The sequence below is a fragment of the Pseudomonas cremoricolorata genome (assembly GCF_000759535.1).
GTDB lineage: Bacteria > Pseudomonadota > Gammaproteobacteria > Pseudomonadales > Pseudomonadaceae > Aquipseudomonas > Aquipseudomonas cremoricolorata_A.
Map to the genome: position 1 here is coordinate 4,488,106 of NZ_CP009455.1, position 24,567 is coordinate 4,512,672.

The 24,567-nt window shown below is 64.6% G+C and carries 23 protein-coding genes and 4 tRNA genes; 9 read left to right on the plus strand and 18 right to left on the minus strand.

Annotation, left to right across the window (positions count from 1 at the left end):
* Positions 1 to 151 precede the first annotated feature (151 nt).
* Both LK03_RS20205 and LK03_RS20210 read right to left on the minus strand, forming a co-directional pair.
* Positions 152 to 712, minus strand: coding sequence for a carboxymuconolactone decarboxylase family protein (locus tag LK03_RS20205; protein WP_038414316.1), 561 nt, complete (start codon positions 710 to 712; stop codon positions 152 to 154).
* Positions 713 to 722: 10 nt separating this feature from the next.
* The gene (locus tag LK03_RS20210; protein ID WP_038414317.1) at positions 723 to 2,051 is read right to left on the minus strand and encodes an aspartate aminotransferase family protein; all 1,329 of its coding nucleotides are present in this window, start codon (positions 2,049 to 2,051) and stop codon (positions 723 to 725) included.
* A gap of 224 nt (positions 2,052 to 2,275) precedes the next feature.
* Here LK03_RS20210 and glnH point away from each other — a divergent pair, with 224 nt between their 5' ends.
* From glnH to LK03_RS20235, 5 genes are read left to right on the plus strand one after another with little or no spacing between them, the layout of a single operon-like run.
* Positions 2,276 to 3,019, plus strand: a complete 744-nt coding sequence (glnH, locus tag LK03_RS20215; protein ID WP_028696280.1) for a glutamine ABC transporter substrate-binding protein GlnH — start codon at positions 2,276 to 2,278, stop codon at positions 3,017 to 3,019.
* 30 nt (positions 3,020 to 3,049) lie between these two features.
* A complete protein-coding gene (gene glnP / locus LK03_RS20220) occupies positions 3,050 to 3,706 on the plus strand; it encodes a glutamine ABC transporter permease GlnP (RefSeq protein ID WP_038414318.1) in 657 nt (218 codons plus the stop codon).
* Positions 3,703 to 4,425, plus strand: a complete 723-nt coding sequence (gene glnQ, locus LK03_RS20225) for a glutamine ABC transporter ATP-binding protein GlnQ (RefSeq protein ID WP_038414319.1) — start codon at positions 3,703 to 3,705, stop codon at positions 4,423 to 4,425. The genes glnP and glnQ overlap by 4 nt, the downstream gene beginning before the upstream one ends.
* Before the next feature lie 11 nt (positions 4,426 to 4,436).
* Positions 4,437 to 5,474, plus strand: coding sequence for an acyl-CoA--6-aminopenicillanic acid acyl-transferase (locus LK03_RS20230; RefSeq protein WP_038414320.1), 1,038 nt, complete (start codon positions 4,437 to 4,439; stop codon positions 5,472 to 5,474).
* 11 nt (positions 5,475 to 5,485) lie between these two features.
* The gene (locus LK03_RS20235) at positions 5,486 to 6,391 is read left to right on the plus strand and encodes a MurR/RpiR family transcriptional regulator (protein ID WP_038414321.1); all 906 of its coding nucleotides are present in this window, start codon (positions 5,486 to 5,488) and stop codon (positions 6,389 to 6,391) included.
* On the opposite strand, the gene LK03_RS20240 is transcribed toward LK03_RS20235, so the two are convergent.
* The 7 genes from LK03_RS20240 to LK03_RS20270 all read right to left on the minus strand — a co-directional run bounded on the left by LK03_RS20240 (position 6,383) and on the right by LK03_RS20270 (position 13,530).
* Complete coding sequence (locus LK03_RS20240) at positions 6,383 to 6,832, minus strand: GFA family protein (protein WP_038414322.1); 450 nt, start codon at positions 6,830 to 6,832, stop codon at positions 6,383 to 6,385. The genes LK03_RS20235 and LK03_RS20240 overlap by 9 nt on opposite strands.
* Positions 6,833 to 7,016: 184 nt before the next feature.
* Positions 7,017 to 9,674 carry an aminopeptidase N gene (gene pepN / locus LK03_RS20245; protein WP_038414323.1) on the minus strand — a complete coding sequence of 886 codons (2,658 nt, stop codon included), beginning with the start codon at positions 9,672 to 9,674 and terminating at the stop codon, positions 7,017 to 7,019.
* A 12-nt stretch (positions 9,675 to 9,686) separates the two neighbouring features.
* Positions 9,687 to 10,517 (minus strand): DUF2797 domain-containing protein, encoded by an 831-nt coding sequence (locus LK03_RS20250; RefSeq protein ID WP_038414324.1) that lies wholly within the window; start codon positions 10,515 to 10,517, stop codon positions 9,687 to 9,689.
* Complete coding sequence (locus LK03_RS20255; RefSeq protein ID WP_028696272.1) at positions 10,514 to 10,774, minus strand: YeaC family protein; 261 nt, start codon at positions 10,772 to 10,774, stop codon at positions 10,514 to 10,516. Before LK03_RS20255 ends, LK03_RS20250 begins: the two co-directional genes overlap by 4 nt.
* A 13-nt stretch (positions 10,775 to 10,787) precedes the next feature.
* The gene (locus LK03_RS20260; protein ID WP_038414325.1) at positions 10,788 to 11,672 is read right to left on the minus strand and encodes a rhomboid family intramembrane serine protease; all 885 of its coding nucleotides are present in this window, start codon (positions 11,670 to 11,672) and stop codon (positions 10,788 to 10,790) included.
* Positions 11,669 to 12,640 (minus strand): metallophosphoesterase, encoded by a 972-nt coding sequence (locus tag LK03_RS20265; RefSeq protein WP_038414326.1) that lies wholly within the window; start codon positions 12,638 to 12,640, stop codon positions 11,669 to 11,671. The genes LK03_RS20260 and LK03_RS20265 overlap by 4 nt, the downstream gene beginning before the upstream one ends.
* A complete protein-coding gene (locus LK03_RS20270; RefSeq protein ID WP_038414327.1) occupies positions 12,640 to 13,530 on the minus strand; it encodes an NAD(+) kinase in 891 nt (296 codons plus the stop codon). The genes LK03_RS20265 and LK03_RS20270 overlap by 1 nt, the downstream gene beginning before the upstream one ends.
* Positions 13,531 to 13,589: 59 nt before the next feature.
* Between LK03_RS20270 and LK03_RS20275 the strand changes: the two genes are divergently transcribed.
* Together LK03_RS20275 and LK03_RS20280 are read left to right on the plus strand one after the other, a co-directional pair.
* A complete protein-coding gene (locus LK03_RS20275; protein WP_038414328.1) occupies positions 13,590 to 14,576 on the plus strand; it encodes a DUF1853 family protein in 987 nt (328 codons plus the stop codon).
* A 70-nt stretch (positions 14,577 to 14,646) separates the two neighbouring features.
* Positions 14,647 to 15,192 (plus strand): cytochrome b, encoded by a 546-nt coding sequence (locus LK03_RS20280; protein WP_038414329.1) that lies wholly within the window; start codon positions 14,647 to 14,649, stop codon positions 15,190 to 15,192.
* On the opposite strand, the gene LK03_RS20285 is transcribed toward LK03_RS20280, so the two are convergent.
* Both LK03_RS20285 and LK03_RS20290 read right to left on the minus strand, forming a co-directional pair.
* Entirely contained in the window at positions 15,183 to 16,082 is a 900-nt protein-coding gene (locus LK03_RS20285; protein ID WP_038414857.1) for a 1-aminocyclopropane-1-carboxylate deaminase/D-cysteine desulfhydrase, read from the minus strand. The genes LK03_RS20280 and LK03_RS20285 overlap by 10 nt on opposite strands.
* Positions 16,083 to 16,131: 49 nt before the next feature.
* Positions 16,132 to 18,168 (minus strand): NADPH-dependent 2,4-dienoyl-CoA reductase, encoded by a 2,037-nt coding sequence (locus tag LK03_RS20290; protein WP_038414330.1) that lies wholly within the window; start codon positions 18,166 to 18,168, stop codon positions 16,132 to 16,134.
* 268 nt (positions 18,169 to 18,436) lie between these two features.
* Here LK03_RS20290 and LK03_RS20295 point away from each other — a divergent pair, with 268 nt between their 5' ends.
* Both LK03_RS20295 and LK03_RS20300 read left to right on the plus strand, forming a co-directional pair.
* A complete protein-coding gene (locus tag LK03_RS20295; RefSeq protein ID WP_038414331.1) occupies positions 18,437 to 19,555 on the plus strand; it encodes a nitrilase-related carbon-nitrogen hydrolase in 1,119 nt (372 codons plus the stop codon).
* The gene (locus LK03_RS20300; protein WP_240478680.1) at positions 19,552 to 20,601 is read left to right on the plus strand and encodes an AraC family transcriptional regulator; all 1,050 of its coding nucleotides are present in this window, start codon (positions 19,552 to 19,554) and stop codon (positions 20,599 to 20,601) included. The genes LK03_RS20295 and LK03_RS20300 overlap by 4 nt, the downstream gene beginning before the upstream one ends.
* A 187-nt stretch (positions 20,602 to 20,788) precedes the next feature.
* On the opposite strand, the gene LK03_RS20305 is transcribed toward LK03_RS20300, so the two are convergent.
* The 7 genes from LK03_RS20305 to LK03_RS20335 form a co-directional block, all read right to left on the minus strand.
* Positions 20,789 to 21,661, minus strand: a complete 873-nt coding sequence (locus LK03_RS20305; protein ID WP_049870579.1) for a DUF2242 domain-containing protein — start codon at positions 21,659 to 21,661, stop codon at positions 20,789 to 20,791.
* 185 nt (positions 21,662 to 21,846) lie between these two features.
* A tRNA-Asp gene (locus LK03_RS20310) sits at positions 21,847 to 21,923 on the minus strand.
* Between the two features lie 133 nt (positions 21,924 to 22,056).
* Positions 22,057 to 22,133: transfer RNA gene (locus tag LK03_RS20315), tRNA-Asp, on the minus strand.
* A 96-nt stretch (positions 22,134 to 22,229) separates the two neighbouring features.
* Positions 22,230 to 22,306, minus strand: a tRNA-Asp gene (locus LK03_RS20320).
* Between the two features lie 65 nt (positions 22,307 to 22,371).
* Positions 22,372 to 22,447, minus strand: a tRNA-Val gene (locus tag LK03_RS20325).
* 136 nt (positions 22,448 to 22,583) lie between these two features.
* Entirely contained in the window at positions 22,584 to 23,354 is a 771-nt protein-coding gene (locus LK03_RS20330; RefSeq protein WP_430962089.1) for an SDR family oxidoreductase, read from the minus strand.
* A complete protein-coding gene (locus LK03_RS20335) occupies positions 23,354 to 24,565 on the minus strand; it encodes an O-succinylhomoserine sulfhydrylase (RefSeq protein ID WP_038414333.1) in 1,212 nt (403 codons plus the stop codon). The genes LK03_RS20330 and LK03_RS20335 overlap by 1 nt, the downstream gene beginning before the upstream one ends.
* Between the last annotated feature and the right edge of the window lie 2 nt (positions 24,566 to 24,567).

The window sequence follows — 24,567 nt, forward strand, 5'->3', positions numbered from 1 at the left end:
GCGCAGAAGAATGCCCTGCAGTAGCGATGGGCCATCCTAGCGATGATGGCAAAAGGAATACAACGCGCTGCTGGTTATATTTTGTTACCGCGTGGGGAATAGCTGGGTAGACCTGGCCGCCCACAACAGGGCGACCGAGGCAACGCCTGCCCTACTCGGCGAACGGCAGCTCGGTGCCGGTATCGCGCCTGACCTCGAACACGTTCAGGGTCATCGCCACCAGGGCGTAGTAGCCGAACACGCCGATCAGCTCGACCATGGCCGGTTCGCCGAACAATTCCACGCCGCGCTGGTACAGCGCATCGTCGATGCGGCGGGTGTCGTACAGCGTCTTGCCGATGTCGTACACGCACTGTTCATCGCTGCGTTCGAACACCGGGGTGCGCTGCTGCCTGAGCGCGTCGATGACGCTGTCGGCAAGCCCTGCGCTGCGGGCGATGGGCTCGTGAATCTGCCACTCGGCCTGGGAGCGCCACCACGCCGCGGTGGTGAGGATCGCCAGTTCGCTCAGGCGTAGCTCCAGCGCCGTGCCATAGCGGCAGAAGGCGCCCAGGCGCTGGGCGTGATCGGCCAGCGCCGGGCTGTGTACCCACGCCAGAAACGGGCCGTCGAGGTTGCCGCGCGGGCCTTGCAGAATGTCGTCGAGCACGCGCTGCTGGTCGGCGCTCATGCGCCCGGGCTGCAACGGGGTCAGACGTGATCGAATGTCCATGCTGGCTCCGTCAGAGTGCGTTGAGGGTGGTGTCGATGGCCTTGACCAGCTTCTCGGCGATCTCGTCGACATGGCTGGCGTCGATGATGTAGGGCGGCGCCAGCAGGATATGGTCGCCGCGGCGGCCATCGAGGGTGCCGCCCATGGGGTAGCACATCAGGCCCTGGGCCATGGCCGCCTGCTTGATCCGCGCGTGCAGTTTGAGGGCGGGATCGAACGGCGCTTTGCTCTGGCGATCCTGGACCAGCTCGATACCGCGGAACAGCCCGCGCCCGCGGATATCGCCCACATGCGCGTGCTCGCCCAACACCTGCTGCAGGCGCGCCTGCAAGGCCTCACCTTGCACCTGCACCTGGTTCAGCAAGCCCCGTGCCTCGATGCTTTTCTGCACCGCCAGCGCGGCGGCGCAGGCCGTGGCGTGGCCGATGTAGGTGTGGCCGTGCTGGAAATAGCCCGAACCCTTGGCGATGGCATCGCGAATCTTGCCACTGAGCAGGGTCGCGCCAATCGGCTGGTAACCGGCGCCCAGGCCTTTGGCGATGGTGATCAGGTCGGCGCTGATGCCTTCCTGCTCGGCGGCGAACAGCGAACCGGTTCGCCCCATGCCGCACATGACCTCATCGAGAATCAGCAGCACGCCGTGGCGGTCGCAGACCTCGCGAATCTTCTTGAAGTAGCCCGCCACCGCCGGCACCGCGCCCAGGGTCGCGCCCACCACCGGTTCTGCGATGAAGGCCATGACCTTGTCGGCACCCAGACGCTGGATTTCGGCGTCCAGCTCATCGGCCAGACGAGTGGCGTACTGCTCGCTGGTTTCATCGGCGCGCTGGTCGCGGTAGGCGTAGCAAGGGCTGACGTGGCTGACATCGATCAGCAACGGCTGGAACTGCTGGCGGCGCCATTGGTTGCCACCGGCAGCCAGCGCGCCCAGGGTGTTGCCGTGGTAGCTCTGGCGCCGGGCGATGACGTGGCTGCGGCTTGGCTGGCCGATTTCCACGAAGTACTGGCGCGCAAGCTTCAATGCAGTCTCGACCGCTTCCGACCCACCCGAAACGAAATACACCGAATCGAGCCCGGCCGGGGCGCGGGCGACGAGAAAATCGGCCAGCTCTTCCATCACCTCGGTGGTGAAGAACGAGGTGTGCGCATAGGCCAGTTGGCCAACCTGCTGACGGATCGCCTCGATCACCTCAGGGTCGCTGTGGCCCAGGCACGACACGGCCGCACCGCCGCTGGCATCGAGGTAGCGACGGCCGTTGCTGTCGATCAGGTAAGGACCGTCGCCGGCGACGGCGGTGGGATAGGTTTGGGTTAGGCTGCGGTGCAATACGTGGCTCATGGGACCCTCCAGGTGTCGTGCAAATATTACTTGCATCAAAACCATAAGCAACGGATATTTGCATTGCGATGCATGACGCCTCGTTCTTCCTACGTGCATGCCACGTACGTCCGGCACGGACCCGCCACCTATAACAATCAGGGGCCTGCCCCCATCGCTTGCTACTGCCGCCTTCTCTCGGGCCGCCCGCGTACCCGAGAGCTTCCCACTACAGAGGAAAGACGATGAAAAGACTTCTCAAGGTATCGCTTGCAGCCATTGCGCTGGCCATTTCCAGCACCTCGATGGCCGCTGGCAAAGAGCTGGTGATCGCCACCGACACGGCCTTCGTACCGTTCGAGTTCAAGCAGGGCAACGAATACGTGGGCTTCGACATCGACCTGTGGGCGGCGATTGCCAAGGAGCTGGGGGTCAGCTACACGCTCAAGCCAATGGACTTCAACGGCATCATCCCGGCCCTGCAGACGCGCAACGTCGACGCAGCCCTGGCCGGCATCACCATCAAGGAAGAACGCAAGCAGGCCATCGATTTCTCCGACGGGTATTACGATAGCGGCTTTCTGCTGATGGTCCAGAGCGACAACGACAGCATCAAGGGCGAGGCCGACATCGCCGGCAAGAGCCTGGCGGTGAAAAGCGGCACCTCGGCGGCAGATTATGCCAAGGCCAATCTCAAGGCCAAGGACCTGCGCCAGTTCCCCAACATCGACAACGCCTACCTCGAACTGCGCACCGGCCGCGTAGACGCCGCCATGCACGACACCCCGAACGTGCTCTATTACATCAAGACTGCGGGCGAAGGTAAGGTGAAGGCCGTGGGCTCGCAGATGATGGCCCAGCAATATGGCATTGGCTTCCCCAAGGGCAGCGAACTGCGTGAGCCGGTCAACGCGGCGCTGAAGAAGCTGCGCGAGAACGGCACCTACGCGCAGATCTACGAGAAGTGGTTCGGCACCCAACCGCAGTAAGCCATTTCCTGTTTCCTGAGAGCCATGTCTATGCAATTTCAATGGAGCGCCATCTGGGATGCGCTTCCGGTTCTGCTCGACGGCGCCAAGCTCACGCTGTGGATTTCCATCCTCGGCCTGATCGGCGGCGCCGTCATCGGCGTAATCGCGGGCTTTGCCCGCGCTTACGGCGGATTCATCAGCAGCCGGATCGCCCTGGTATTCATCGAACTGATCCGCGGCACCCCGATCATGGTGCAGGTGATGTTCATCTACTTCGCCCTGCCGCTGATGGTGCCGATCCGCATCGACCCGTTCGGCGCTGCGGTGTTCACCATCATGATCAACTCCGGTGCCTACATCGGCGAAATCACCCGCGGGGCGGTGCTGTCGATCAACAACGGCTTCCGTGAGGCGGGCCTGGCCCTGGGCCTGTCACGCCGCGACACGCTGCGCTACGTGATCACCCCACTGGCCTTCCGGCGCATGATTCCGGCGCTGGGCAACCAGTGGATCGTCAGCATCAAGGACACCTCGCTGTTCATCGTCATCGGCGTCGCTGAGCTGACCCGCCAGGGCCAGGAAGTGATCGCCGGCAATTTCCGCGCGATGGAAGTGTGGACCGCCGTCGCCGTGATCTATCTGGTCATCACCCTGGTGCTCAGCTACATCCTGCGCCGTATGGAAGCGAGGTTGAAAATCCTGTGATCGAATTCAAGAACGTTTCCAAGCACTTCGGGAGCACCCAGGTGCTGCACAACATCGACCTGAACATCGCCAGCGGTGAAGTGGTGGTGATCATCGGGCCATCGGGGTCGGGCAAATCGACCCTGCTGCGCTGCATCAACAAGCTCGAGGAAATCACCGAGGGGCAATTGGTGGTCGACGGCCTGATGGTCAACGACCCCAAGGTCGACGAGCGCCTGATTCGCCAGGAAGCGGGCATGGTGTTCCAGCAGTTTCACCTGTTCCCGCAGATGACCGCCCTGGAAAACGTCGCTTTCGGCCCGATCCGCGTACGCGGGGCGAGCAAGGCTGAGGCGCACAAACTGGGCCGCGAGCTGCTGGCCAAGGTCGGTCTGGCCGAGCGCGCCGACCATTACCCGTCGCAGCTCTCCGGGGGTCAGCAGCAGCGCGTGGCGATCGCCCGGGCGCTGGCGGTCAAGCCCAAGATGATGCTGTTCGACGAGCCGACCTCGGCGCTCGACCCGGAACTGCGCCATGAGGTGCTGACGGTGATGAAAGCCCTGGCCGAAGAAGGCATGACCATGGTCATCGTCACCCACGAGGTGGACTTCGCACGCAAGGTTGCCAGCCGCCTGATCTTCATCGACAAGGGCCGCATTGCCGAAGACGGCAAGCCCGAAGCGCTGATCGCCAACCCACCCAGCCCGCGCCTGCGGGAATTTCTCCAGCACGTGTCCTAGGGAGCCTTGCGATGCTCGCTCAACTTCACATCGCCGGCTCGGCGTTCGAGATCGGCCAGCGCCTGGGCGAATTCGGCCACGCGGCGGTGCACGACAAACTGCGCCCGCTGGCGCTGTGGCAGCACCTGGCCGGGCTTGCCGACAGCGACAAGGCGCAGCAGATGCAGGCCTTGGTGCGCAGCCGCTACCCACGCTACTGGCAGGAACTCGAAGGCCTCGCCGCAGGCCTTGAGCTGCCGTTGGCCGAGGTGTTCATGTGGAACTGCCGCGGTGATTACCCGGGGCTGCCCAGTGTCGACGGCTGCACCACGGTGTACGGGCAGACCGCAGACGGCGCCCTGATCGCGCACAACGAAGATGGCCTGCCGCAACTGCGCGGTGATTGCGCCATCGTGCAGGTCACACCGGATGAAGGCGTGGCGTTCACCAGCTTCGCCTACCCCGGTTCGATCCCCGGGCACACCTTCGCGGTCAACGCCTGCGGCGTGGTGGCGACGGTCAACAACCTGCGTCCGAGCGAGATTCCCATTGGCCTGCCAAGGATGATCCTTGGCCGCGCCTCGCTGGATGCGCGCAGCGTGGAAGAGGCCATTGCGGCAGTCTCGTGCACGCCCCGCGCCGGGGCCTTCCACCATGCCTTCGGCCAGGCCGGTTCGGCGCGGCTGGTGAGTGTCGAGGCGACCTCGGCTGGCATTGCGGTGGTGGACGTCGGGCAACGTCAGGGGCATGCCAACCACATCGTGCATGCCCAGCTGACCGCGCTGGCGCAACGCATCACCGGCAGCTCTTACGCGCGTCAGCAGCGTTTGCAGGCGTTGCTGGGTAGCCGCTCAGGTGAACTCGATGGCGCCCAGGCGCTGGCCATGCTGCGTGACGAGCTGGCCGAGCCGCTGCCGATCTACCGCTGCGCAGCCGATGACCCGGACGATGAAAACACCCTGGCCACGGCGCTCTTCCAGCTCAAGGCAGGCGCTGTAGAATGGGCGGTCTACACCCAGCGCGAGACCCATCACGCTGATCTAGAGGGTGTGATTTCCGTAGACCGTTAATGGATTGCCTGATGTCTCTTCCCCGCGAACACTTGCCCGAGACCGTCGCCGGCCTCAAACAGTTGCTGACCGCCATCGAGCAACGAGAGGTCGATATCGCCTTGGGCAACAGCTCGACCCGCGCGCTCACCGCGCTGATCGAGTCGCCCCAGCGCGCCGCCGTGTCGTCCATCACCGAGCTGGCCGAGCGACTCGGGGTCAATGCCTCGACCTTGTCACGCCTGGCCCGGCGCCTGGGCTACAGCGGTTTCAGCAAGCTGCAGGACGTGTTTCGCCGGGAACTGACCGAGGGCCAGAGCTTCTACAGCGACCAGGCCTCGCGGCTGGTGATCGGCGGCGATGACTACGGCCCGCTGAGCCAACTGGCTCGGCTTGGTCGCCAGGAAAGCGCCAATATCGCCAGCATGATCGAGCAGATCGACGTGGCGGTGTTCGATGAGGTGGTGGTGCGCCTGAGCCAGGCCAAGCGGGTTCGCGTGCATGGCATGCGCCAGTTCAACTCGCTGGCCTTGTTCATGGCCTACGGCCTGGGCATGCTGCGTCCGGATGTGAGCATTCTCGATTCCAGCCGCCAGGGCGTTGCCGATGCCTTGGCGCAGATGGAGGCAGGCGACGTGCTGGTGGTTGCCAGCTGCTTCCCCTACACCCCAAGCGTGCTGGTGACCGCCGACGTGGCGGCTCGGCATGGCATTGAAGTAGTGGCATTGACCGACTCGGCCAGCTCCCCCCTGGCCAAGACCGCCCGGCACAGCTTCTACGTACCCAACCACAGCCTGTTCTTCAGCAACAGCATGTGCGCCTTCACCCTGCTCGCCCAAGGCTTGCTCAGCGCTGTCGCCAGCCTGCTGGGCGAAGCCTCGGTGCAAGCGTTGAAGTACCGCGAGACGCTGATTTCCGAGCTTAATACCTCACTCTGAATGGCCGTTGGCCTGGTAGCGCAGCCAGCCGGCGATGCGCGTCTTGCCGTCGGCACGATCACGCGGATGCGCCCTGCCCTCGGTGACCGGCACTTCAGCGAAGTCGAACGGGCTCATGCCCTCGATGCACGCCACATTGATGCCGTACTGATCGGGTGAAGAGCGCCGTTGATGGAAGGTGTAGATGCCACAGGTCGAGCAGAAGTAGTGCTTGGCCTCAGCGGTGTTGAACTGGTACAGCGTCAGCAGCGCTTCGCCCTGCGTCACCTGAACATCGGCCAGATCCGCCGACACCGCCACCGCACCGCGCATGCGGCAGTACGAACAGTTGCAGCGCCGGGCGGTGTTCAGCCCGTCGGTCAGTCTCACCGTGAAGCGCACGCCGCCGCAGTGGCAGGCGGCGTGTAGAAGAGGTCGGGTTTCAGCGGGGCTGGTGGGCATGGGCGTTTCCTGTGTGGCGGCGGTTTGGGTAAGGCAAGCCTAGCGGGTCGCACTGGGAAAGATGGCCGTAGCCTGCGAGTAGGCTGAACGGCCATTCGCGGGTAAACCGAGGACCTGTAGGAGCGGCTTTAGCCGCGAACATCCTGCGACCAAGCCACTCCCGGACAAACCCACCCGCAGCCGATCACGCCAGGCTCTTGCTCACCACTTCATACACATCGCTCGACAGCGACCCGGACGCCAGAATCCGCTCCAGCTCGCCCTTCATCAACGCCTGGCGGGCGTCGTCGTACTTGCGCCAGCGGGTCAGCGGCGCCAGCTGGCGCGAGGCGATCTGTGGGTTGAGGGCGTTGAGTTCGATGACCAGGTCGGCCAGGAAGCGATACCCCGAACCGTCGGCGGCGTGGAAGTTGACCAGGTTCTGCCCGGCGAAGGCGCCGATCAGCGCGCGCACCTTGTTCGGGTTCTTCAGGGTGAAGGCCGGGTGCTGCATCAGCGCCTTGACCCGCGCCAGACCACCAGGCTGGGTGCTGCCGGCCTGAACGCTGAACCACTGGTCCATCACCAGCGGGTTGTCCTTGAAGTGCTCGGCGAAGGCCTCCAGCGCCTTGGCCCGCTCGGCAGTGAACGGCGAGTTGACCAACACCGCCAGGGCGGTCAGGCGCTCGGTCATGTTGTCGCAGTGTTCGAATTGCTCTAGCGTGGCAGCGAGCACGTCCGGGTTGCCGGTCAGCATCAAATACGACAAGGCGATGTTCTGCAGGCTGCGCCGGGCGAAGTGCTCGGCCGAGGCCACATAGGCGGTTTCGCGCGATTGCGCACGGTTGGCCTGGTAGCGCGCCCACAGGCGTGGCTGCAGTTGCTCGGCGATCTGCGTGCGGGCGAACTCGCGGGCAGCGTGGATGGCATCGACGTCGGCCACCTGGCTGATTTCCGTGAGGTAGGCCTCGCCCGGCAGCGAGAGCATTTCGGCGACCATGGCAGGGTCGAGGGTTTCGTCAGCCAGGACCGTGCCCAGGGCCTGGATCAGGCGCGGATCGAGGTTGAACGCCTCGCCACGTTGATGCTGGGCGATCAGTTCCTGCAACACCTGCACCGACAACTGCTGCCCCGCTTCCCAGCGGTTGAAACCGTCGCTGTCGTGCTGCATGAGGAACATCAGCTGGTCGCGATCGTAGGGGAAGCTCAGCTTGACCGGCGCGCTGAAACCGCGCAGCAGCGATGGCAATGGCTTGGCTGTAAGGCCCTGGAACACGAAGGTCTGCTCGGCCTCGGTCACCGCCAGCACGCGGCTGGTGCCGTGCGCGGTGGTTTCGTCAGCAAGCTGCAACGGCAGGTCTTGGCCTTCGGCATCCAGCAGGCCCAGCTCGACCGGAATCACGAACGGCAGCTTGTCGCGGCCATCGGGGGTTTGCGGGTAGCTCTGGCGGAAGGTCAGGCTGTAGCGACCCGCCGCTGCATCCCAGGCCTCGCTGACCGCCAGGCGCGGGGTGCCGGCCTGCACGTACCAGCGCTTGAACTGGGTCAGGTCGACACCGTTGGCGTCTTCCATGGCCTGGATGAAGTCGTCGCAGGTCACCGCCTGGCCGTCATGGCGCTCGAAGTACAGGTCGCTGCCTTTACGGAAGCCCTCGGCGCCCAACAAGGTGCGGACCATGCGCACCACTTCCGAGCCCTTTTCGTACACGGTGAGGGTGTAGAAGTTGGAAATCTCGATGAAGCTGTCCGGGCGCACTGGGTGGGCCATGGGGCCGGCGTCTTCAGCGAACTGGTGGGTGCGCAGGTAGGCGACATCCTCGATGCGCTTGACCGTGCGCGAGTTCATGTCGGCGCTGAACTCGGCGTCGCGGAACACGGTGAAGCCTTCCTTGAGCGACAGCTGGAACCAGTCGCGGCAGGTCACGCGGTTGCCCGACCAGTTGTGGAAGTACTCGTGCGCCACCACTGCTTCGACGCGCTGATGCGCAGCGTCGGTGGCGGTCTCGGCGCGGGCCAGCACGCAACTGGAGTTGAAGATGTTCAGGCCCTTGTTTTCCATGGCGCCCATGTTGAAGTCGTTGACCGCGACGATCATGAAGATGTCCAGGTCGTACTCGCGGCCATACACTTCTTCATCCCAGCGCATGGACTTCTTCAGGCTGACCATGGCGTGCTGGCACTTGTCGATGTTCTCGGGCTCGACATAGATACGCAGGGTCACGTCACGCCCGGACTGGCGGGTGAACACGTCTTCCACGCACCACAAGTCGCCGGCCACCAGGGCGAACAGGTAGGCCGGCTTCTTGAACGGGTCTTCCCAGGTCGCCCAGTGCCGGCCGTCTTCGCCAGGGCCGCTGCCGACCGGGTTGCCGTTGGACAGCAGCACCGGGTAGCGATGCTGCTCGGCGATCACCGTGGTGGTGAAGGTGCTCATCACATCCGGGCGGTCGAGGTAATAGGTGATCTTGCGAAAACCCTCGGCCTCGCACTGGGTGCAGAACATGCTGCCAGACTTGTACAGCCCTTCCAGCGCGGTATTGCTTTCCGGGTGAATGCGCACGCTGGTGTCGACGGTGAACTGCTCGCCACGCGGGTGCAGGGTCAGGCTGTTGTCATCGCACTGGTAGTCGGCGCTGCTCAGGGTCTGGTCATCAAGCTGCACGCTGAGCAGCTCCAGTTGCTGACCATCGAGCACCAGCGCCGGCAGCCCGGTACCGCGCGCCGGGTTGCGGCGCATGACCAGTTGCGCATGCACCAGGGTGTGGTCCTCGAACAGCTCGAAGGTCAGGTGCGTCTCGTCGATCAGGTACTCAGGCGCCTGGTAGTCCTTGAGGTAGATCGCTTGCGGTTGTTCGGTGCGCATGGGGCAATCCTTTTACTGAAGCACGGCCAGTTGATAGGCGGTGTACTTGCGAACATTGATCACGCCGGTGTCGAAGATCAGGTACTGGCCCTTGATGCCCAGCAGCGTGCCTTCGACCACAGGATTCTTGTCGAGGTTGAAGCTGACGATCTTCTTCGGGTAGGCCTGAACCGGATAGCGCATCTGCACCACCTCGGCATCGGCCAGAGGCTGGATCGCCTGCAGGCCGAAGCGCCCTTGCAGCTCACGCAGGCCGTCGGCGCAGGCATCGAAAATCTGTTCACGCACAGCCGGCAGGTCGAGCATTTGCGCCTCGCCCTTGAGCAGCGCGCGCCAATTGGTACGGTCGGCCACCTGGCTGCGCAGCAGGTCTTCGACCAGGCCCGACTGCTGGCGGGTGGCGACCCGCAGAATCGGCAGCGCCTGAATGGCGCCCTGGTCGAGCCAGCGGGTGGGCAGTTGCGTGGCGCGGGTGATGCCGACCTTGATGCCGGAGGAATTGGCCAGGTACACGATATGGTCGGTCATGCAGAACTGCTCGCCCCAGGACGGCTCGCGGCAGGTGCCTGCGTGGTAGTGGCAGCGCTCCGGGGCCATGATGCACAGGTCGCACTGGGCCAGTTTGGTCATGCACGGGTAGCAGTAACCTTGGCTGAAGCTGGTCTTGGTGCGTTTGCCGCAATGGCTGCAATGGATGGCACCGAGGTATTCCAGGCGCAGCGACTGGCCGATCAGCGGATTGACCGGCACCAGCGTGTCGTCCAGGCGAAAGCTGTATTGCACCACGGGTGCTTCCAGGCGTACGGACATCTTGCTCAATGAGCCACGAGCGAGTTCGATCAATGGACCGAGTCCGACTTGAACAGGATGTTGGGGATCGGCGCCGACTTGGACGCGCATTCCTGCGGGCCCATGTAGCCGGTGCGCTGGTCTTCGGGCAGGTTTTTCATCTCCCAGGCGATCACCGCCTGCAGCGACAGCTCTTTCTGCTCGGTGGTGAGCTTGCGCCCATCGGACCAGCGGCCCAGCTCTACCGCCGTCTTCAGGCTCTGGTAAATGTCGGGGGTGATGTTTTCGATCATTTGTTCAAAAGTGGACATAGCGTCTCCAGAATCAAGCCGATAGTTTACGCCGCGCCAATGCGCCACCCAAGAGGCCCGTCAGGCAACCGATGAGCAACCCGCCGACATGCGCTGCGTTGGCGATCTGCCCCAGGCCCAGCTGGCCGACCACCCCGCTCAGGCACACCAGCAACCACACCAGCATCATCACCAGCACACCACGCGGCAGAGCGAACTGCGCATTCGGCGCCAGCCGCTGGTACAGCCACACGTGCCCGAGCAGGCCATAGAGCACGCCAGACAACCCGCCGAACAGGCTCGGCCCGCTGGTGAAATGCTGCGCGAGGTTCGACACCAGGGCGAACAGCAGGGTCAGGCCCAGCAGCATCCACGGCCCTTGGCGCAGTTCGATGCGCCGCCCCAGCTCCCAGTACCACAGGCTGTTCATCGCCAGGTGCAGCACGCCAAAGTGCAGCAACATCGGCGACCACAGCCGCCACCACTGCCCGTCGGCCAGGCCCTGGGCCAATGAGGTGAAGTGCAGGTAGTCGCCCTGCACGCGCACTTCGAGGAAAGTGAACCAGCCCACCGTGGCCAGGTTGTCGCCCAGGCTGGTGATGGCTGCGACCACTACGCTCAGCACAATGACCGCAAAGGTGACCTTGCAGGCCCGCGCCTGGTCGAGCAGCGAGGGCGCACTCGGCTGACGCGACGCCGGCGCGTCCTGTTCCACACCCTGCAGTTGCAGGTTCGGGTCGCCTTGCGGATAACGCCGATACAACTCGCGCAGCTCATCGGCCAGTCCCTGCGGCGCCCACAGCACTTGCACATCACCCTCTTCACTGACCCGATGCGGCACGCCCAGGCGCTGCAGCATCTGCACAAAGCCGCTGAGGTCGTGGGCAAGCGGCAGGCGCATGACCTGAACGATGCTCATGGGGCGGCCTGCGCGCGCTGCACATCGACCCAGACGAACTTGTTCGGGTCGATGCGAGTTTCCTGGTCAAGGCGGTAGGCCACCAGCTTGCCGTACAGCACGGCGCTGTAGTCGAGGCAGGCCAGGTTCGGCCGCAGCGGCCCGGGCGGCCCGCTGCGCCAGTAATGGCCGACGAACAGCAACGGCTCGTCTTCGGCATAGCGCAGCAAGGCGGTTTTCTGGCTCGGCTCGAGGGGTGTGCGCGCCACCGATTCGGGCAAGGCGTCGGGCTGGAACACGATGTCACCGTAGGTTTGCGGGTCGTCTTCCCAGAACTTGGTGCGGAAGAAGGCGCGGGTCAGGCCGTCGCCGCCGGTCAGGGTCATGCCGCCGGGCAGGCGCATGTCGGTGCCGCGCAGCAGGCGATTGCAGACGCTGGAGGCAAAGCTGCCCGATACCGCAGAGGCCTGGATGAAATGCGGGTCGATGCGCCCGTCGGGGTACTGCCGGCGCAACTGGCCGATCAGGTTCGGATCCCAACACGCGTGGACCAGACGGAAGCGATCGGCATCGAGGAACAACGGCAGGCGGTAGAACCACTGGGTGAAGTCGTGCCAGTCACCGGGGTGGTGGGCGAACTGCTCGAGGGTTTCGGCGATCAGCCGGGCATGGCGCGGGGTATGTTCGCGGACGAACGTCTTGTCGCTGCCCGGTAGCGCCGGCGTGACCCAGCCCAGCGCGTTGTATTCATGGTTACCCATGATGCACAGCGCCTGGCCGGCCTCGACCATGTCGTGCACCAGGTGCAGGGCCTCGCGGATGCGCGGGCCGCGGTCGATGATGTCGCCAAGAAACAACACCTGGCGCCGCGGGTGACGCCAGACACCACCCAAGCGGTGGTAACCGAGGGTGTCGAGCAGGCGTTCCAGGGTCTGCGCACAACCGTGGACGTCGCCGATGATGTCGAAACTTCGCGCCGGATCGAGCATCAGTCGTCTCTACCTCCCAGGCGACTGCCCCAACCGAGCTTGGTGCGGCAGACCTCGTAGTAGTTGTGCCCCAGTGGATGAATCAGGCGCAGCTTCTGCGCTTTCTTGCTCACCGTGAGGGTATCGCCGGGGGCGCAGGTGAAATGATTCTGGCCGTCACAGGACACCTGCGGGTAGATCTGCAGGTCTTTGGACACGACGATCTTCAGCTCGCTGTTGCCATCGACCACGATGGGTCTGCCCGAGAGCGTGTGCGGGTACATCGGCACGATGACGATGGCGTCGAGCTTGGGATGCATGATCGGCCCGCCGGCGGACAGTGCGTAGGCGGTCGAGCCAGTCGGGGTGGAGACGATCAGGCCGTCGGCCTTCTGGCTGCAGACGAACTGGCCGTCGATGTAGATTTCGAATTCGATCATCCGCGTCGACTTGCCGGGGTGCAGCACGACGTCGTTGAGCGCGTCGCCCTGGCCGACGGTTTCGTGATGATGGCGTACCTCGGCTTGTAGCAGGAAGCGGTTTTCCACCAGGTAATGGCCGTCGAGCACCTCGGCCACCTTGGTTTCCAGCTCGTCGGGGCGGATGTCGGTGAGAAAGCCCAGGTTGCCACGGTTGATCCCCAGCACCGGCGTGTGATGCCGCGCCAGCGCCCGCGCCGCACCGAGCAGGCTGCCATCGCCGCCGACCACGATCACCAGGTCGCAGACTTCACCCAGCAGCTTGCGACTGGAGGTCTGCAAGCCATGGCCTGGCAGCACTTCGGCAATGGTGTCCTCGAGGATCACGTGCAGATGCCGCTCCAGGAGGAATTTTTTCAGTCGGCGGATCGTGTCGAGCACCTGGGTACTGCCGAGGCGGCCGATGATACCGATATTGCGAAATTGCTCCATGGGGCTCCTGCTGGGCTACGGCGGATTGCGAACGGCCTTTGCGGCACTGTGGGCGAATTATGGGCGAAACTGCCGCCTGGCAGCAAACCAGCTATGCTCGCAGCATGAACCCCTTCCCCGACCTGCATTCCCTGCCGCGCACCTTGCGCCACGGCGCCGTGCGCGACCTGGCCTGGGCGCTGGTGTCGCCGCCGTTGATGAGCGAACCGGGCGCTGCCCAGCGCCACCCGCTGGCCGGCAGTGCCTGGGCCGACCACCCCCAGCGCCTGCGCGACTGGCTGGAGCGGCTCGACCACCATAGCCAGCCACTCGATCAGTGGCTGGCGCAGCGCCGCAGCGGACGCCTGGGCCTGTACTACGAGCGGCTCTGGCACTTTGCCTTGGAACAGGCGCCGGGCATCGAACTGCTGGCGCGCAACCTGCCGATCCGCGACGCCGGGCGTACGTTGGGCGAGCTGGATGTGCTGCTGCGCGATAACGCCGGCGTGCATCACCTGGAGCTGGCGATCAAGCTGTACCTGGGGCCTGAACAGGCCGCTGCGACCGACCCTGGGCAGTGGCTTGGACCGGGTTGCCATGATCGCCTGGGCAGCAAGCTCAGCCACCTGGCGACGCATCAACTGCCCATGGCGGCGCGCGCCGAAGCTCAGTCGGCGTTGCACGCGCTGGGTATCGGGCAGGTGCAGTCGCAGTTATGGCTGGGGGGCTACCTGTTCTATCCCTGGGCCAACGCCTGCAGCAGCCCCGCCGGTGCGGGTGCCGAGCACCTGCGCGGGCACTGGCTGCGCCACCGCGACTGGCCGCGCTTTGCGCTGGAGCGCGGGCCGGGTCGCTGGCAGATGCTCGAGCGCCAGCACTGGCTGGCGCCAGCGGCGATCGCTGAAGAAGCGCTGTGGTCGAGCGCGCAGTTCCAACACTGGCGTGCCGGCCTCGACGAGCAGTCGCCAGCGCGGCTGCTGGTGAGGCTGGAACCCTCGTCGGCGGGTATCTGGCAGGAAGTGGAGCGGGTATTTCTGGTCGCCGACCGCTGGCCGGACCTAGACTAAGCCGGTTGCCCCTTGTCACGCGCCAGCAAGAGCGCGACCCCCACCGTGAACTGCCCCATGAGGAACCCCCATGATCTCCGCCCACCCGCCGGCGCGTTACGCCCGGCTGACCATTGGCCTGCACTGGCTGACGCTGGCGCTACTGGCCGCCGTCTATGCCCTGATCGAGCTACGCGGCCTGTTCCCCCGTGACAGCGCCGAACGCGACCTGATGAAGGCCCTGCACTTCATGCTCGGCCTGACCGTGTTCGCGGTGGTCTGGGTGCGCCTGGCGGCGCGTCTGCGCCACAAGGCGCCCCCCATCGTGCCCAAGCCACCGGCCTGGCAGATTGGCCTGGCCCACCTGATGCACCTGCTGCTGTACCTACTGCTGCTGGGCATGCCGCTGGCCGGCTGGCTGATCCTCAGCGCAGCGGGCAAGCCAATTCCGTTCTACGGCCTGGAGTTACCCGCGCTGATCGACCCGAATCCTGACCTGGCTAAGTTCATCAAGGGCTGGCACGTGCAGGTCGGGCGCTGGGGCTACTGGCTGATCGGCCTGCATGCGCTGGCAGGGCTGTATCACCATTGGGTGCGCCGCGATAACACGCTGGTGCGCATGCTGCCCTACAAGTAACCGCGCCGGCCTTGCAGGCCGCCGCTGTGCACGACGATCAGGCGGGTGCCGCGAGCTATATGCCCGCCACTCACCCGCTCGCGCAGGGCCATCAACAGCTTGCCCGTGTAGAGCGCCTCCAGAGGGATGCCCGTGGACTGCTCGGTGTCGTCGATGAAGCGCAGCAGCGTGTCGTCGATGCAGGCGAAGCCGCCGCGACAGGCGTCATGCAGGTGGTAGCCGTGCTCACCGACAAGCGCCCGAACGTTTTCCTGCACGCCGTAATCACTCGGCACCGCCAGAGCGCCATGCACCCCATGCGCGCCGGCCTCGGCCAGCACCAGACCGGCCAGCGTGGTGCCGGTGCCCACCGCCAGCCACCAGGCGTCGTAATCGTCCCAGCCCAACGCAGGTAACTGTGCCCGCGCCTGTTCGACGATGGCCGCGCAGCCCAGGGCGCCGTCAATCCCGCCGCCACCTTCAGCAATGCAATGCCAACCAGGGTACTGGGACTGCCAGGGCAACCAGAAATCGGCTTGGTGCCGGGCGCGGTAACCACCGTACCCAAGCCAGTGCAGCTGCATGCCCAAGCGCTGAAGGTCGAGCACGGTCGGCGTTTGCTGGGCATGTCCGCGCAGCAAGCCGGCCGTGGCGAAACCAAAGCGGCGCCCGGCAGCGGCCAGTGCATGCAGGTGATTGGAGTGGTTGCCGCCCAGGCTGATCAACCCCGGGGCGCCACTGGCCCTCGCGGCGAGCAAGTGGTGGCGCAGCTTGAACCACTTGTTGCCACTGATCAGAGGGTCGATCAGGTCAAGGCGCAGCATGGCCGCCTGCACCCCAGCCTGTTCCAGCCAGGGCAGCTTGAGGAGTTGCAGGGGCGCACGGGGCAAATCGGTAAAGTCAGTGTTCATCGCGTCAGTGTACCCGGCCTGGCGCTCAGGGGCCGAGTACTGCAGCGCGCTACAGCTGCGCGGCCAGCCGCGAGCCTTGGTCGATGGCGCGCTTGGCATCCAGCTCGGCAGCCACATCGGCGCCGCCGATCAGGTGGACCGACTGATCCGCAGCGAGCAGCGCGTCCTGCAGTTCACGCAACGGTTCCTGGCCGGCGCACAGCACCACGTTGTCCACCGCCAGCAGCTGTGGTTCGCCACCGCCGATGCGCACATGCAGGCCGGCATCGTCGATGCCCAGGTATTCGACGCCGCTGATCATCTGCACATTGCGCTGTTTGAGCCCGGCGCGGTGAATCCAGCCGGTGGTCTTGCCCAGGCCCTCGCCTACCTTCGAAGCCTTGCGTTGCAGCAGGTACACCTCACGCGCCGGCGGCTCGGGCTGTGCCTGCACCCCGGCGACGCCACCGCGGGCCTGCAAGCTCGGGTCGATGCCCCATTCACGCCAGAACGCCTCACGATCGAGACTGGTGGCCGCGCCCTGATGCACCAGGTACTCGCTGACATCGAAGCCGATGCCACCGGCGCCGATCACCGCCACCCGCTGGCCCACCGGGCGGCGCTGCAACAGCACATCCAGGTAACTGAGCACTTTGCCATGGTCGATGCCGGGAATCGCCGGAACACGTGGGCTGATGCCCGTGGCCAGGAGGATTTCGTCGAAGCCTTCAGCGATCAGCGCCTGAGCATCGACACGGGTATCGAGGCGTACCTGCACGCCGGTGCGCTGCAAACGGTCAGCGAAATAGCGCAGGGTTTCGAAGAATTCTTCCTTGCCGGGAATGCGCTTGGCGACATTGAACTGGCCGCCGATTTCGCTGCTGGCATCGAACAAGGTCACCTGATGCCCGCGCTGCGCGGCTACCGTCGCTGCCGCCAGGCCGGCAGGCCCGGCGCCGACCACCGCGATGCGCTTGATCGTGGCTGCGGGCAGGTAGTTGAGTTCGGTTTCATGGCACGCGCGCGGGTTGACCAGGCAACTGGTGAGTTTGCCGGCGAAGGTGTGATCGAGGCAGGCCTGGTTGCAACCGATGCAGGTGTTGATCGACTGCGCCTGGCCGGCTGCGGCCTTGTTGACGAATTCAGGGTCGGCAAGGAACGGCCGGGCCATCGACACCATGTCGGCATCGCCCGCCGCCAACACCGCTTCAGCCACCTCGGGGGTGTTGATGCGGTTGGTGGTGATCAAGGGAATGCTCACCTCACCGCGCAGCTTGGCAGTGACTTTGGTGAACGCCGCGCGCGGCACCTTGGTGGCGATGGTGGGGATACGTGCCTCGTGCCAGCCGATGCCGGTGTTGATCAGGGTAGCGCCGGCCTGCTCGATGGCCTTGGCCAGTTGCACGATTTCTGACCAGTCGCTGCCTCCGGCAACCAGGTCGAGCATCGACAGGCGGAAGATGATGATGAACGCCGGCCCGACCGCTTCGCGGATCTGACGCACGATCTCCACTGCCAGGCGCATGCGGTTGTCGAAGCTGCCGCCCCAACGATCGCTGCGAGTATTGGTGCAGGCGGCGAGAAACTGATTGATGAAGTAGCCTTCCGAGCCCATCACCTCGACGCCGTCATAGCCGGCGCTCTGGGCCAGCACTGCGCAGCGAACGAAATCGGCGATCTGCTTTTCGATGCCCGCTTCATCCAGCGCATGGGGCTTGAAGGGGTTGATCGGGGCTTGCAAGGCACTGGGCGCGACCTGTTTGGGGCTGTAGCCATAGCGACCGGCGTGCAGAATCTGCAGGCAGATCTTGCCGCCGGCCCCATGCACGGCCTGGGTGACCATCCGGTGCCGTTCGGCCTCGGCCGGCGTGCTGAGCTTGGCGGCGCCGGCATACACCGCGCCCTCCTCGTTCGGCGCGATGCCACCAGTGACCATCAGCCCCACACCGCCGCGGGCACGCTCGGCAAAGTAGGCGGCCATGCGCTCGAAACCGCCCGGGCGTTCTTCCAGGCCGGTGTGCATCGAGCCCATCAGGCTGCGGTTGCGCAACGTGGTGAAGCCCAGATCGAGCGGTGCAAGCAGGTGCGGATAAGGTGTGGCAGTCATCGGCCGACTCCGGATTCAGGCGTTATCACGGCAAACGAGGCCTCGAAGGGGTGGGCCTCTTGATTGGATTGCCGTCGACAGTACCCAGCATCGCTTTTCAGCTCAATGATCGAAACTGACAATTGAGTAACCGTATCGTGCAGCGGGTCATACCCTTTGAACGCAGACTTGCCTTTGCGCCAACCCCGGCTCAGCACGCGAAGGCGCTTTGTTCCACGATCATTTGCTCGTACCCTTGTGACCGATGAAATCCCATAGATCCATGTCCATGCAAAAACTGCTTTCCGGCGCCTTGGCGCTGGTCCTGCTTGCCGCGCTCGGCGCCTATGGTTTCTGGACGCTGCAACGTCCGGAAGGCCATTACCTGTCGGACCTGCGCATCGAACTGGCGATCAACCACGGCACACCCGGCGAGCGCGGCAACCTGCTCGGCGTGGAGCCGCTGCTGTTTCCCAGCGATTACCAGAACCTGACCCGACTGCAACGCAAGCTGTCGGCTTATCTCCAACAGGCCGACGCGCAAGGTTTGCTGAATGACAAGACTGTGGTGGTGCTGCCCGAGCATATCGGCACCTGGCTCTGGGCCCGTGGGGAAAAAAGCCAGCTGTACCAAGTCACCCATCGCCGTGAGGCGTGGCAATGGCTGGAGCTGAGCAACCCGCTGCGCTATGGCCTGGCGCTGCTGCGAGCCCGTGGCGAAGATCGCCGTGCCGACGCCCACCTGCGCATGAAGGCCGAGCAGATGGCAAGCGACTACCAGCAGCTGTTCGGGGGCTTGGCGAAGCAGTTCGGTATCACCCTGGTGGCCGGCTCGATCATCCTGCCGGCGCCTTATGTCAGCCAGGGCCTGCTGCAGGTCGGGGACGGTGCGTTGTTCAACAGCAGCGTGGTGTTTGCCAGCGACGGCCGCGTGCTCGGCCAGCCGCAGATGCAGCGTTATCCTGACAGCGGCCTGCGGCGCTTCGTCTCGTCGGCCAGGTCAGCTCCGGCGCAAGTGCTGGACACTCCCGCGGGGCGCCTGGCCGTGCTGATCGGCAGCGACAGTTGGTACCCCGAGAACTATCCGCAACCGGCCGAACGATCCGTGCAGTTGATCGTCAACCCGGCGTTCGTGCCTGGCCGAGAGGGCTGGCAGCAGCCGTGGCGCGGCAACCGCCACCAGCCTGCCGCCGAGGCACTGCCGGTGCGCCGCGGCGAGCTGAGCGAACAGCAGGCCTGGCATCTTCTCACCCAATCGGCCAGTGCCGAGGGCGTGAGCATCAGCGTGTTCATGCGCGGGCAGTTCTGGGAGCAAGCCGCGGGAGGTCAAGGCTTCATCAACGTCGCCGGACAGCACCTGAGCGGTACCCCTAGCGCGGGTGCGCGCCTGTTGAACTTGTGGCTGTGAACGTGGGTGAGCGGCCACGCTCGCGCCTGGGCGATCTCTCGGTAGGGTTCGTGCAGCCGCTCGACGAAGCGCTGCGCCAGCTCGGTCATGACCCCACCGCTCTACTGCATCGCTATGGCCTGGATGCCGAGCGCCTGGCCGAGCCTGGCGCCAGGTTGTCCATTCCCCGCTACATGCACCTGGGCCACGCCGCCATCGAATTATCCGGCGACCCGGCGCTTGGGCTACGCATGGGCCGTTGCAGCCACCTGGCCCAGGCCGGCCTGGCGGGGATCACTGCCGCGCAGGCGCCGACTGTGAGGGACGCAGCCTACACGCTGATCCGCTTCGAACCCTTGTATGCCAGCAATTACCGAGGCCGTTGCAGCTTTGAAGAAGACGCCGAAGGGGGCTGGCTGCGCTTCTACTCAATCAGCCCCTACAACGATTACAACCGTTTCGTAGTCGATTCGCTGCTCAGTGGCTGGCTCAACCAGCTGTCGAGCGTCGCAGGCGAGCGATTGGTAGCCGATCGCCTGCAAGTGGAGTTCGAAGCGCCCTCCCACGCCGACGCTTACCAGCCGCTGTGCAGCCACCCCGTGCAGTTCGGCGCAGCCAGCAATCAGCTGCGTTTTGCCCATGCAGCGCTGCAGCGGGCCAACCCCCAGCATTGTCCCAGCACCTGGCAACAGCTGCTGCAGCTGTGCGAAACGGAGCTGGCGCAACGCACTCGGGTGCGCAGCCTGCGCGAGCGCATCACGCATTTGCTGGGGCCGCAGCTCAGTGGCGGACGCGAACCAGACTTGGAAAACGTCGCGCATCAGTTGCAACTGCCCAGTTGGACACTGCGTCGACTACTAGCCGAAGAAGGTACAGGGTTCCGCGAGCTGCTCAACGACACTCGCCGCGATCTGGCGGAGACCTACATTCGCGACACGGCCCTGAGCTTCGGCGAAATCGCCTACCTGCTGGGATTTGCCTCGGCCGAAGCCTTCCAACGCGCGTTCAAGCGCTGGACAGGCGGAACACCGGGGGCGTTTCGACGTCAGCGACAACAGTTGGGCTAGAGCTCGGTCGCGTCTTCTGCGGGTTCTACAGTGTCCAGGTCATGGGCCTGGGTTTCGAGCAATTCTTCCTGATAGTCGTCCATTGGCCTGTCTTCCTGTCGCTCACTGGGTGGAGTGGTTCAGCCAAGCTAAAAGCCGCTGATGAACCCTTGATGACACCCAGTAAACGTAGCAGAGCCAGGGGAAATTATTCCGTCTGATCTGTAACGGCGGATGAACGCTCGCCGTCCGCGTCGACGCTCTGGGACACGGGTTGTGGAACAGGCGTCGGCTGCACCTGGATCGGTGCCGCCTCGGCCGGCGGCGTCACAGGCTGCGAACCTTGGCCACTCTCTGGCGGCTCGGCGGCTTGCGACGCGCTGCCAGCGACTGGCGGGGGCTCGACAGCGCTGGCTGGTGCACCCGGCTGCAGCGCAGCAGCAGGCGGATTGGACGCGGGCTCAGGCAGGCCCAGGGCAGGTGCCGGCGCAACAGGCGTGCTGGCCTCGGCAGCAGCAGCCGGCTCCACAGCCTTGCGCTGCGCATCAGACCTGGCCTTGGGCAGGTAGCTTTCCACCAGTGCGAAATAGCGGTCGTAGAACTGCGCAGCGGTCACGGTCTCGCTCGCCACCTTGACCATAGAGTCATCGCTCGAGCCGATCGGCATCGACACGGAACCCAGAACCCCGACACCCAAACTGGCCGAGGTGTTGGATTTTTTCAGGGTGTAGCGATCTTGCAGGGCGTTGGCGAACATGGTCGAACGTTGCTCGTCACCGCTGTCCGGTGCGCACGTCACATTGAAGCTGATCTGCAGGTGATTTTCGCTGTTTTGCTGGAAGCTCTTGTTGCCGGCCACCTGGTTGGCGTCGCTGCCGGTGATGATATAGCCCTGGCTCAGCAGCGCCCGCCGGGCCGCCTCGCACGCCCCTGCCTCACTGACCGGAAAGCTGCGCGAATAGGTGCCCGAGTCGTCGAAGTTTTCATGCTCGTACACGGCGGTTTTTTTCGTCGCGCAAGCCGATACACCGGCCAGCGCCATAACGACCACAAGCGCAGCCGATACGGTTGATCTAGACATTGCCATTACCGAAGAAAACGAACGACGCCCATTGTGCATCACATCGCAAGGTGACAGGAACCGCTGGTCAGCGCAGGAGCTCGGGGAAGCAAAACGCTCTGCACGTGAATCGCGCACACAAAAAAAGCGACCCTAAGGTCGCTTTCAATGTGCTTCAAGGTGTTCTAGGGACCTTGAGGCGAAGATGGCGCAGCGGACGGGACTCGAACCCGCGACCCCCGGCGTGACAGGCCGGTATTCTAACCGACTGAACTACCGCTGCGTATCGCTTAGGCTTGCGCCTGTTTGAAACTGTTTTTCCACCGATCACGCAAGGCGTTTGAGGCGGCACCGAAAATCGACAACCAAAGATTTTCGGTTTGCTTCGAGTCGTTCTAGGGAACTCGAGGCGAAGATGGCGCAGCGGACGGGACTCGAACCCGCGACCCCCGGCGTGACAGGCCGGTATTCTAACCGACTGAACTACCGCTGCGTATCGTACAGGCTTTCGCCCGCTTGAAACTGGGATCTGGCAACAGGCTTCACCTGGTTGCCTCAGACCGGTATCGCTACCCATCTGGAGAAAAAGTGGCGCAGCGGACGGGACTCGAACCCGCGACCCCCGGCGTGACAGGCCGGTATTCTAACCGACTGAACTACCGCTGCGCATGTGCCCCTCTCTACTGACGACCACCCGAAGGTGACGGCAGATTCAGGAACATCTCAGAAAGTGGTGGGTGATGACGGGATCGAACCGCCGACCCTCTGCTTGTAAGGCAGATGCTCTCCCGGCTGAGCTAATCACCCGCTGTGTAGCGTGTCGCTCTCTGAGGCCGCGAAATTTACGCAGGTAACGAAGCTAAGTCAATACCGGCATTGAATTTTTTTTAAAAAAGCCATGATTGCCGAATGCACCGTTGGCGACCGCCACGGCCACCGTCGATCAGCGATAGATCATCTTGCGCGTCATGCCGCCATCGACCACGAATTCCTGACCCGTAACGAAGCCTGCCTGACAAGATAGCAACCATGCGACCATGGCCGCGACATCTTCTACCGTCCCTACCCTGCCGGTCGGATGCTGGGCGTGCTCATCGGCGCTCAGCGGCTCGGCGCGCCGCTGCGACGGGTCGCGCGCATCGATCCAGCCCGGGCTCACCGCATTGACGCGAATCTCCGGCCCCAGGCTGATGGCCAGGGCGTGCGTCAGGGCCACCAGCCCGCCCTTGCTCGCCACGTACGCCTCGGTGTCTGGTTCGGACTGATGCGCACGGGTCGAGGCGAGGTTGACGATGGCCCCGCCATGGGCACGCAGGTAAGGAGCGCAGTGCTTGGCCAGCAACATCGGGCCTGTGAGATTGACGGCCAGGGTGCGGTTCCATGTGCTCAGTGGCAGACTTTCCAGCGCAGGGTTGTGCGGGTCGGACACGCCGGCATTGCACACCAACGCGTCAAGTCGACCGAACTGGCCGAGCACCTCCGACACCGCAGCACGCACCTGAGCCTCATCAGCCACGTCCATGAGGATGAACCAGGCATGGTCGCCCAAGGTCTTGGCAGCGCGTGAGCCACGCTTGCGGTCGATGTCGGTGAGCACCACCTGCCAGCCTTCGCAGATCAGCCAGGCGGCTATACCCAGCCCGATGCCACGGGCGGCACCCGTGACCAGCGCCACCCGGCCGTTATGGCCGGGCTCGGCATCTGCCGCTTCGATCACAGTGCTGCCAACCCACGCGCGAGGTCGGCCTGCAGGTCAGCCACGTCTTCCAGACCCACGGCAACGCGGATCAGGTTGTCGCGGATACCCGCCGCTTCACGCTCCTGGGGCGACAGGCGACCGTGGGAGGTGGTGGCCGGATGGGCGATGGTGGTCTTGCTGTCGCCCAGGTTGGTGGTGATGGAAAGGGTCCGGGTCGCATCGATGAAGCGCCAGGCCCCTTCCTTGCCGCCCTTGACCTCAAAGCTGACCACTGCCCCGAAGCCGCTCATCTGCCGCTTGGCCAGTTCGTGCTGCGGATGGCTCGGCAAGCCGGCGTAGTGCACCCGCTCGATGCCCTCCTGCTGCTCCAGCCATTGCGCCAGCGCCTGAGCACTTTCGCAGTGGGCGCGCATGCGCAGCTTGAGCGTCTCCAGACCCTTGGTGAAGATCCAGGCATTGAACGGGCTCAAGGTCGGCCCGGCGGTGCGCAGAAACCCGACCACTTCCTTCATGTGCTCGCTGCGCCCGGCAACCACGCCACCCATGCAGCGGCCCTGGCCGTCGATGAACTTGGTGGCCGAATGGAAGACGATGTCCGCGCCCAGCTTCAGCGGCTGCTGCAGGGCTGGCGTGCTGAAGCAGTTGTCGACCACCAGCAGGGTATTGCGAGCGTGGGCGATGTCGGCCAGCGCCGGAATATCCACCACCTCGGCCAGGGGGTTGGACGGCGACTCGACGAGCAACAGGCGGGTGTTGTCCTTGATCGCCGCCCGCCAACCATCGAGATCGGCCAGTGGCACGTAATCGACCTGGATTCCGAAGCGCTTGAAGTACTTCTCGAACAGGCTGATGGTCGAGCCGAACACGCTTTGCGAGACCAGCACGTGATCGCCCGAGCTGCACAGCGACATGACGATCGCCAGAATCGCGGCCATGCCGGTCGAGGTGCCGACTGCCTGCTCGGCACCCTCCATCGCCGCCAGGCGCTCCTCGAACGCGCGCACCGAGGGGTTGGTATAGCGCGAGTAGACGTTGCCAGGGGTTTCACCAGCAAAACGCGCCGCAGCATCGGCTGCGGTGCGGAACACGTAGCTGGAAGTCAGGAACAGCGCTTCGCTGTGCTCGGCTTCCGGGGTGCGGTGCTGACCGGCGCGCACTGCCAGGGTGTCGAAGCCGACCCCCTGCAGGTCACTGTCCAGCCGCCCGGCGTCCCATTGATCGGTCATGC

Bases quoted from the DNA above. Each gene is read 5' to 3' on its own strand.
- LK03_RS20205 (WP_038414316.1), bottom strand. From the start codon at position 712: ATGGACATTCGATCACGTCTGACCCCGTTGCAGCCCGGGCGCATGAGC.
- LK03_RS20210 (WP_038414317.1), bottom strand. From the start codon at position 2,051: ATGAGCCACGTATTGCACCGCAGCCTAACCCAAACCTATCCCACCGCC.
- glnH (WP_028696280.1), top strand. From the start codon at position 2,276: ATGAAAAGACTTCTCAAGGTATCGCTTGCAGCCATTGCGCTGGCCATT.
- glnP (WP_038414318.1), top strand. From the start codon at position 3,050: ATGCAATTTCAATGGAGCGCCATCTGGGATGCGCTTCCGGTTCTGCTC.
- LK03_RS20230 (WP_038414320.1), top strand. From the start codon at position 4,437: ATGCTCGCTCAACTTCACATCGCCGGCTCGGCGTTCGAGATCGGCCAG.
- LK03_RS20235 (WP_038414321.1), top strand. From the start codon at position 5,486: ATGTCTCTTCCCCGCGAACACTTGCCCGAGACCGTCGCCGGCCTCAAA.
- LK03_RS20240 (WP_038414322.1), bottom strand. From the start codon at position 6,832: ATGCCCACCAGCCCCGCTGAAACCCGACCTCTTCTACACGCCGCCTGC.
- pepN (WP_038414323.1), bottom strand. From the start codon at position 9,674: ATGCGCACCGAACAACCGCAAGCGATCTACCTCAAGGACTACCAGGCG.
- LK03_RS20255 (WP_028696272.1), bottom strand. From the start codon at position 10,774: ATGTCCACTTTTGAACAAATGATCGAAAACATCACCCCCGACATTTAC.
- LK03_RS20260 (WP_038414325.1), bottom strand. From the start codon at position 11,672: ATGAGCATCGTTCAGGTCATGCGCCTGCCGCTTGCCCACGACCTCAGC.
- LK03_RS20265 (WP_038414326.1), bottom strand. From the start codon at position 12,640: ATGCTCGATCCGGCGCGAAGTTTCGACATCATCGGCGACGTCCACGGT.
- LK03_RS20270 (WP_038414327.1), bottom strand. From the start codon at position 13,530: ATGGAGCAATTTCGCAATATCGGTATCATCGGCCGCCTCGGCAGTACC.
- LK03_RS20275 (WP_038414328.1), top strand. From the start codon at position 13,590: ATGGGCGAAACTGCCGCCTGGCAGCAAACCAGCTATGCTCGCAGCATG.
- LK03_RS20280 (WP_038414329.1), top strand. From the start codon at position 14,647: ATGATCTCCGCCCACCCGCCGGCGCGTTACGCCCGGCTGACCATTGGC.
- LK03_RS20285 (WP_038414857.1), bottom strand. From the start codon at position 16,082: ATGAACACTGACTTTACCGATTTGCCCCGTGCGCCCCTGCAACTCCTC.
- LK03_RS20290 (WP_038414330.1), bottom strand. From the start codon at position 18,168: ATGACTGCCACACCTTATCCGCACCTGCTTGCACCGCTCGATCTGGGC.
- LK03_RS20295 (WP_038414331.1), top strand. From the start codon at position 18,437: ATGCAAAAACTGCTTTCCGGCGCCTTGGCGCTGGTCCTGCTTGCCGCG.
- LK03_RS20305 (WP_049870579.1), bottom strand. From the start codon at position 21,661: ATGTCTAGATCAACCGTATCGGCTGCGCTTGTGGTCGTTATGGCGCTG.
- LK03_RS20335 (WP_038414333.1), bottom strand. From the start codon at position 24,565: ATGACCGATCAATGGGACGCCGGGCGGCTGGACAGTGACCTGCAGGGG.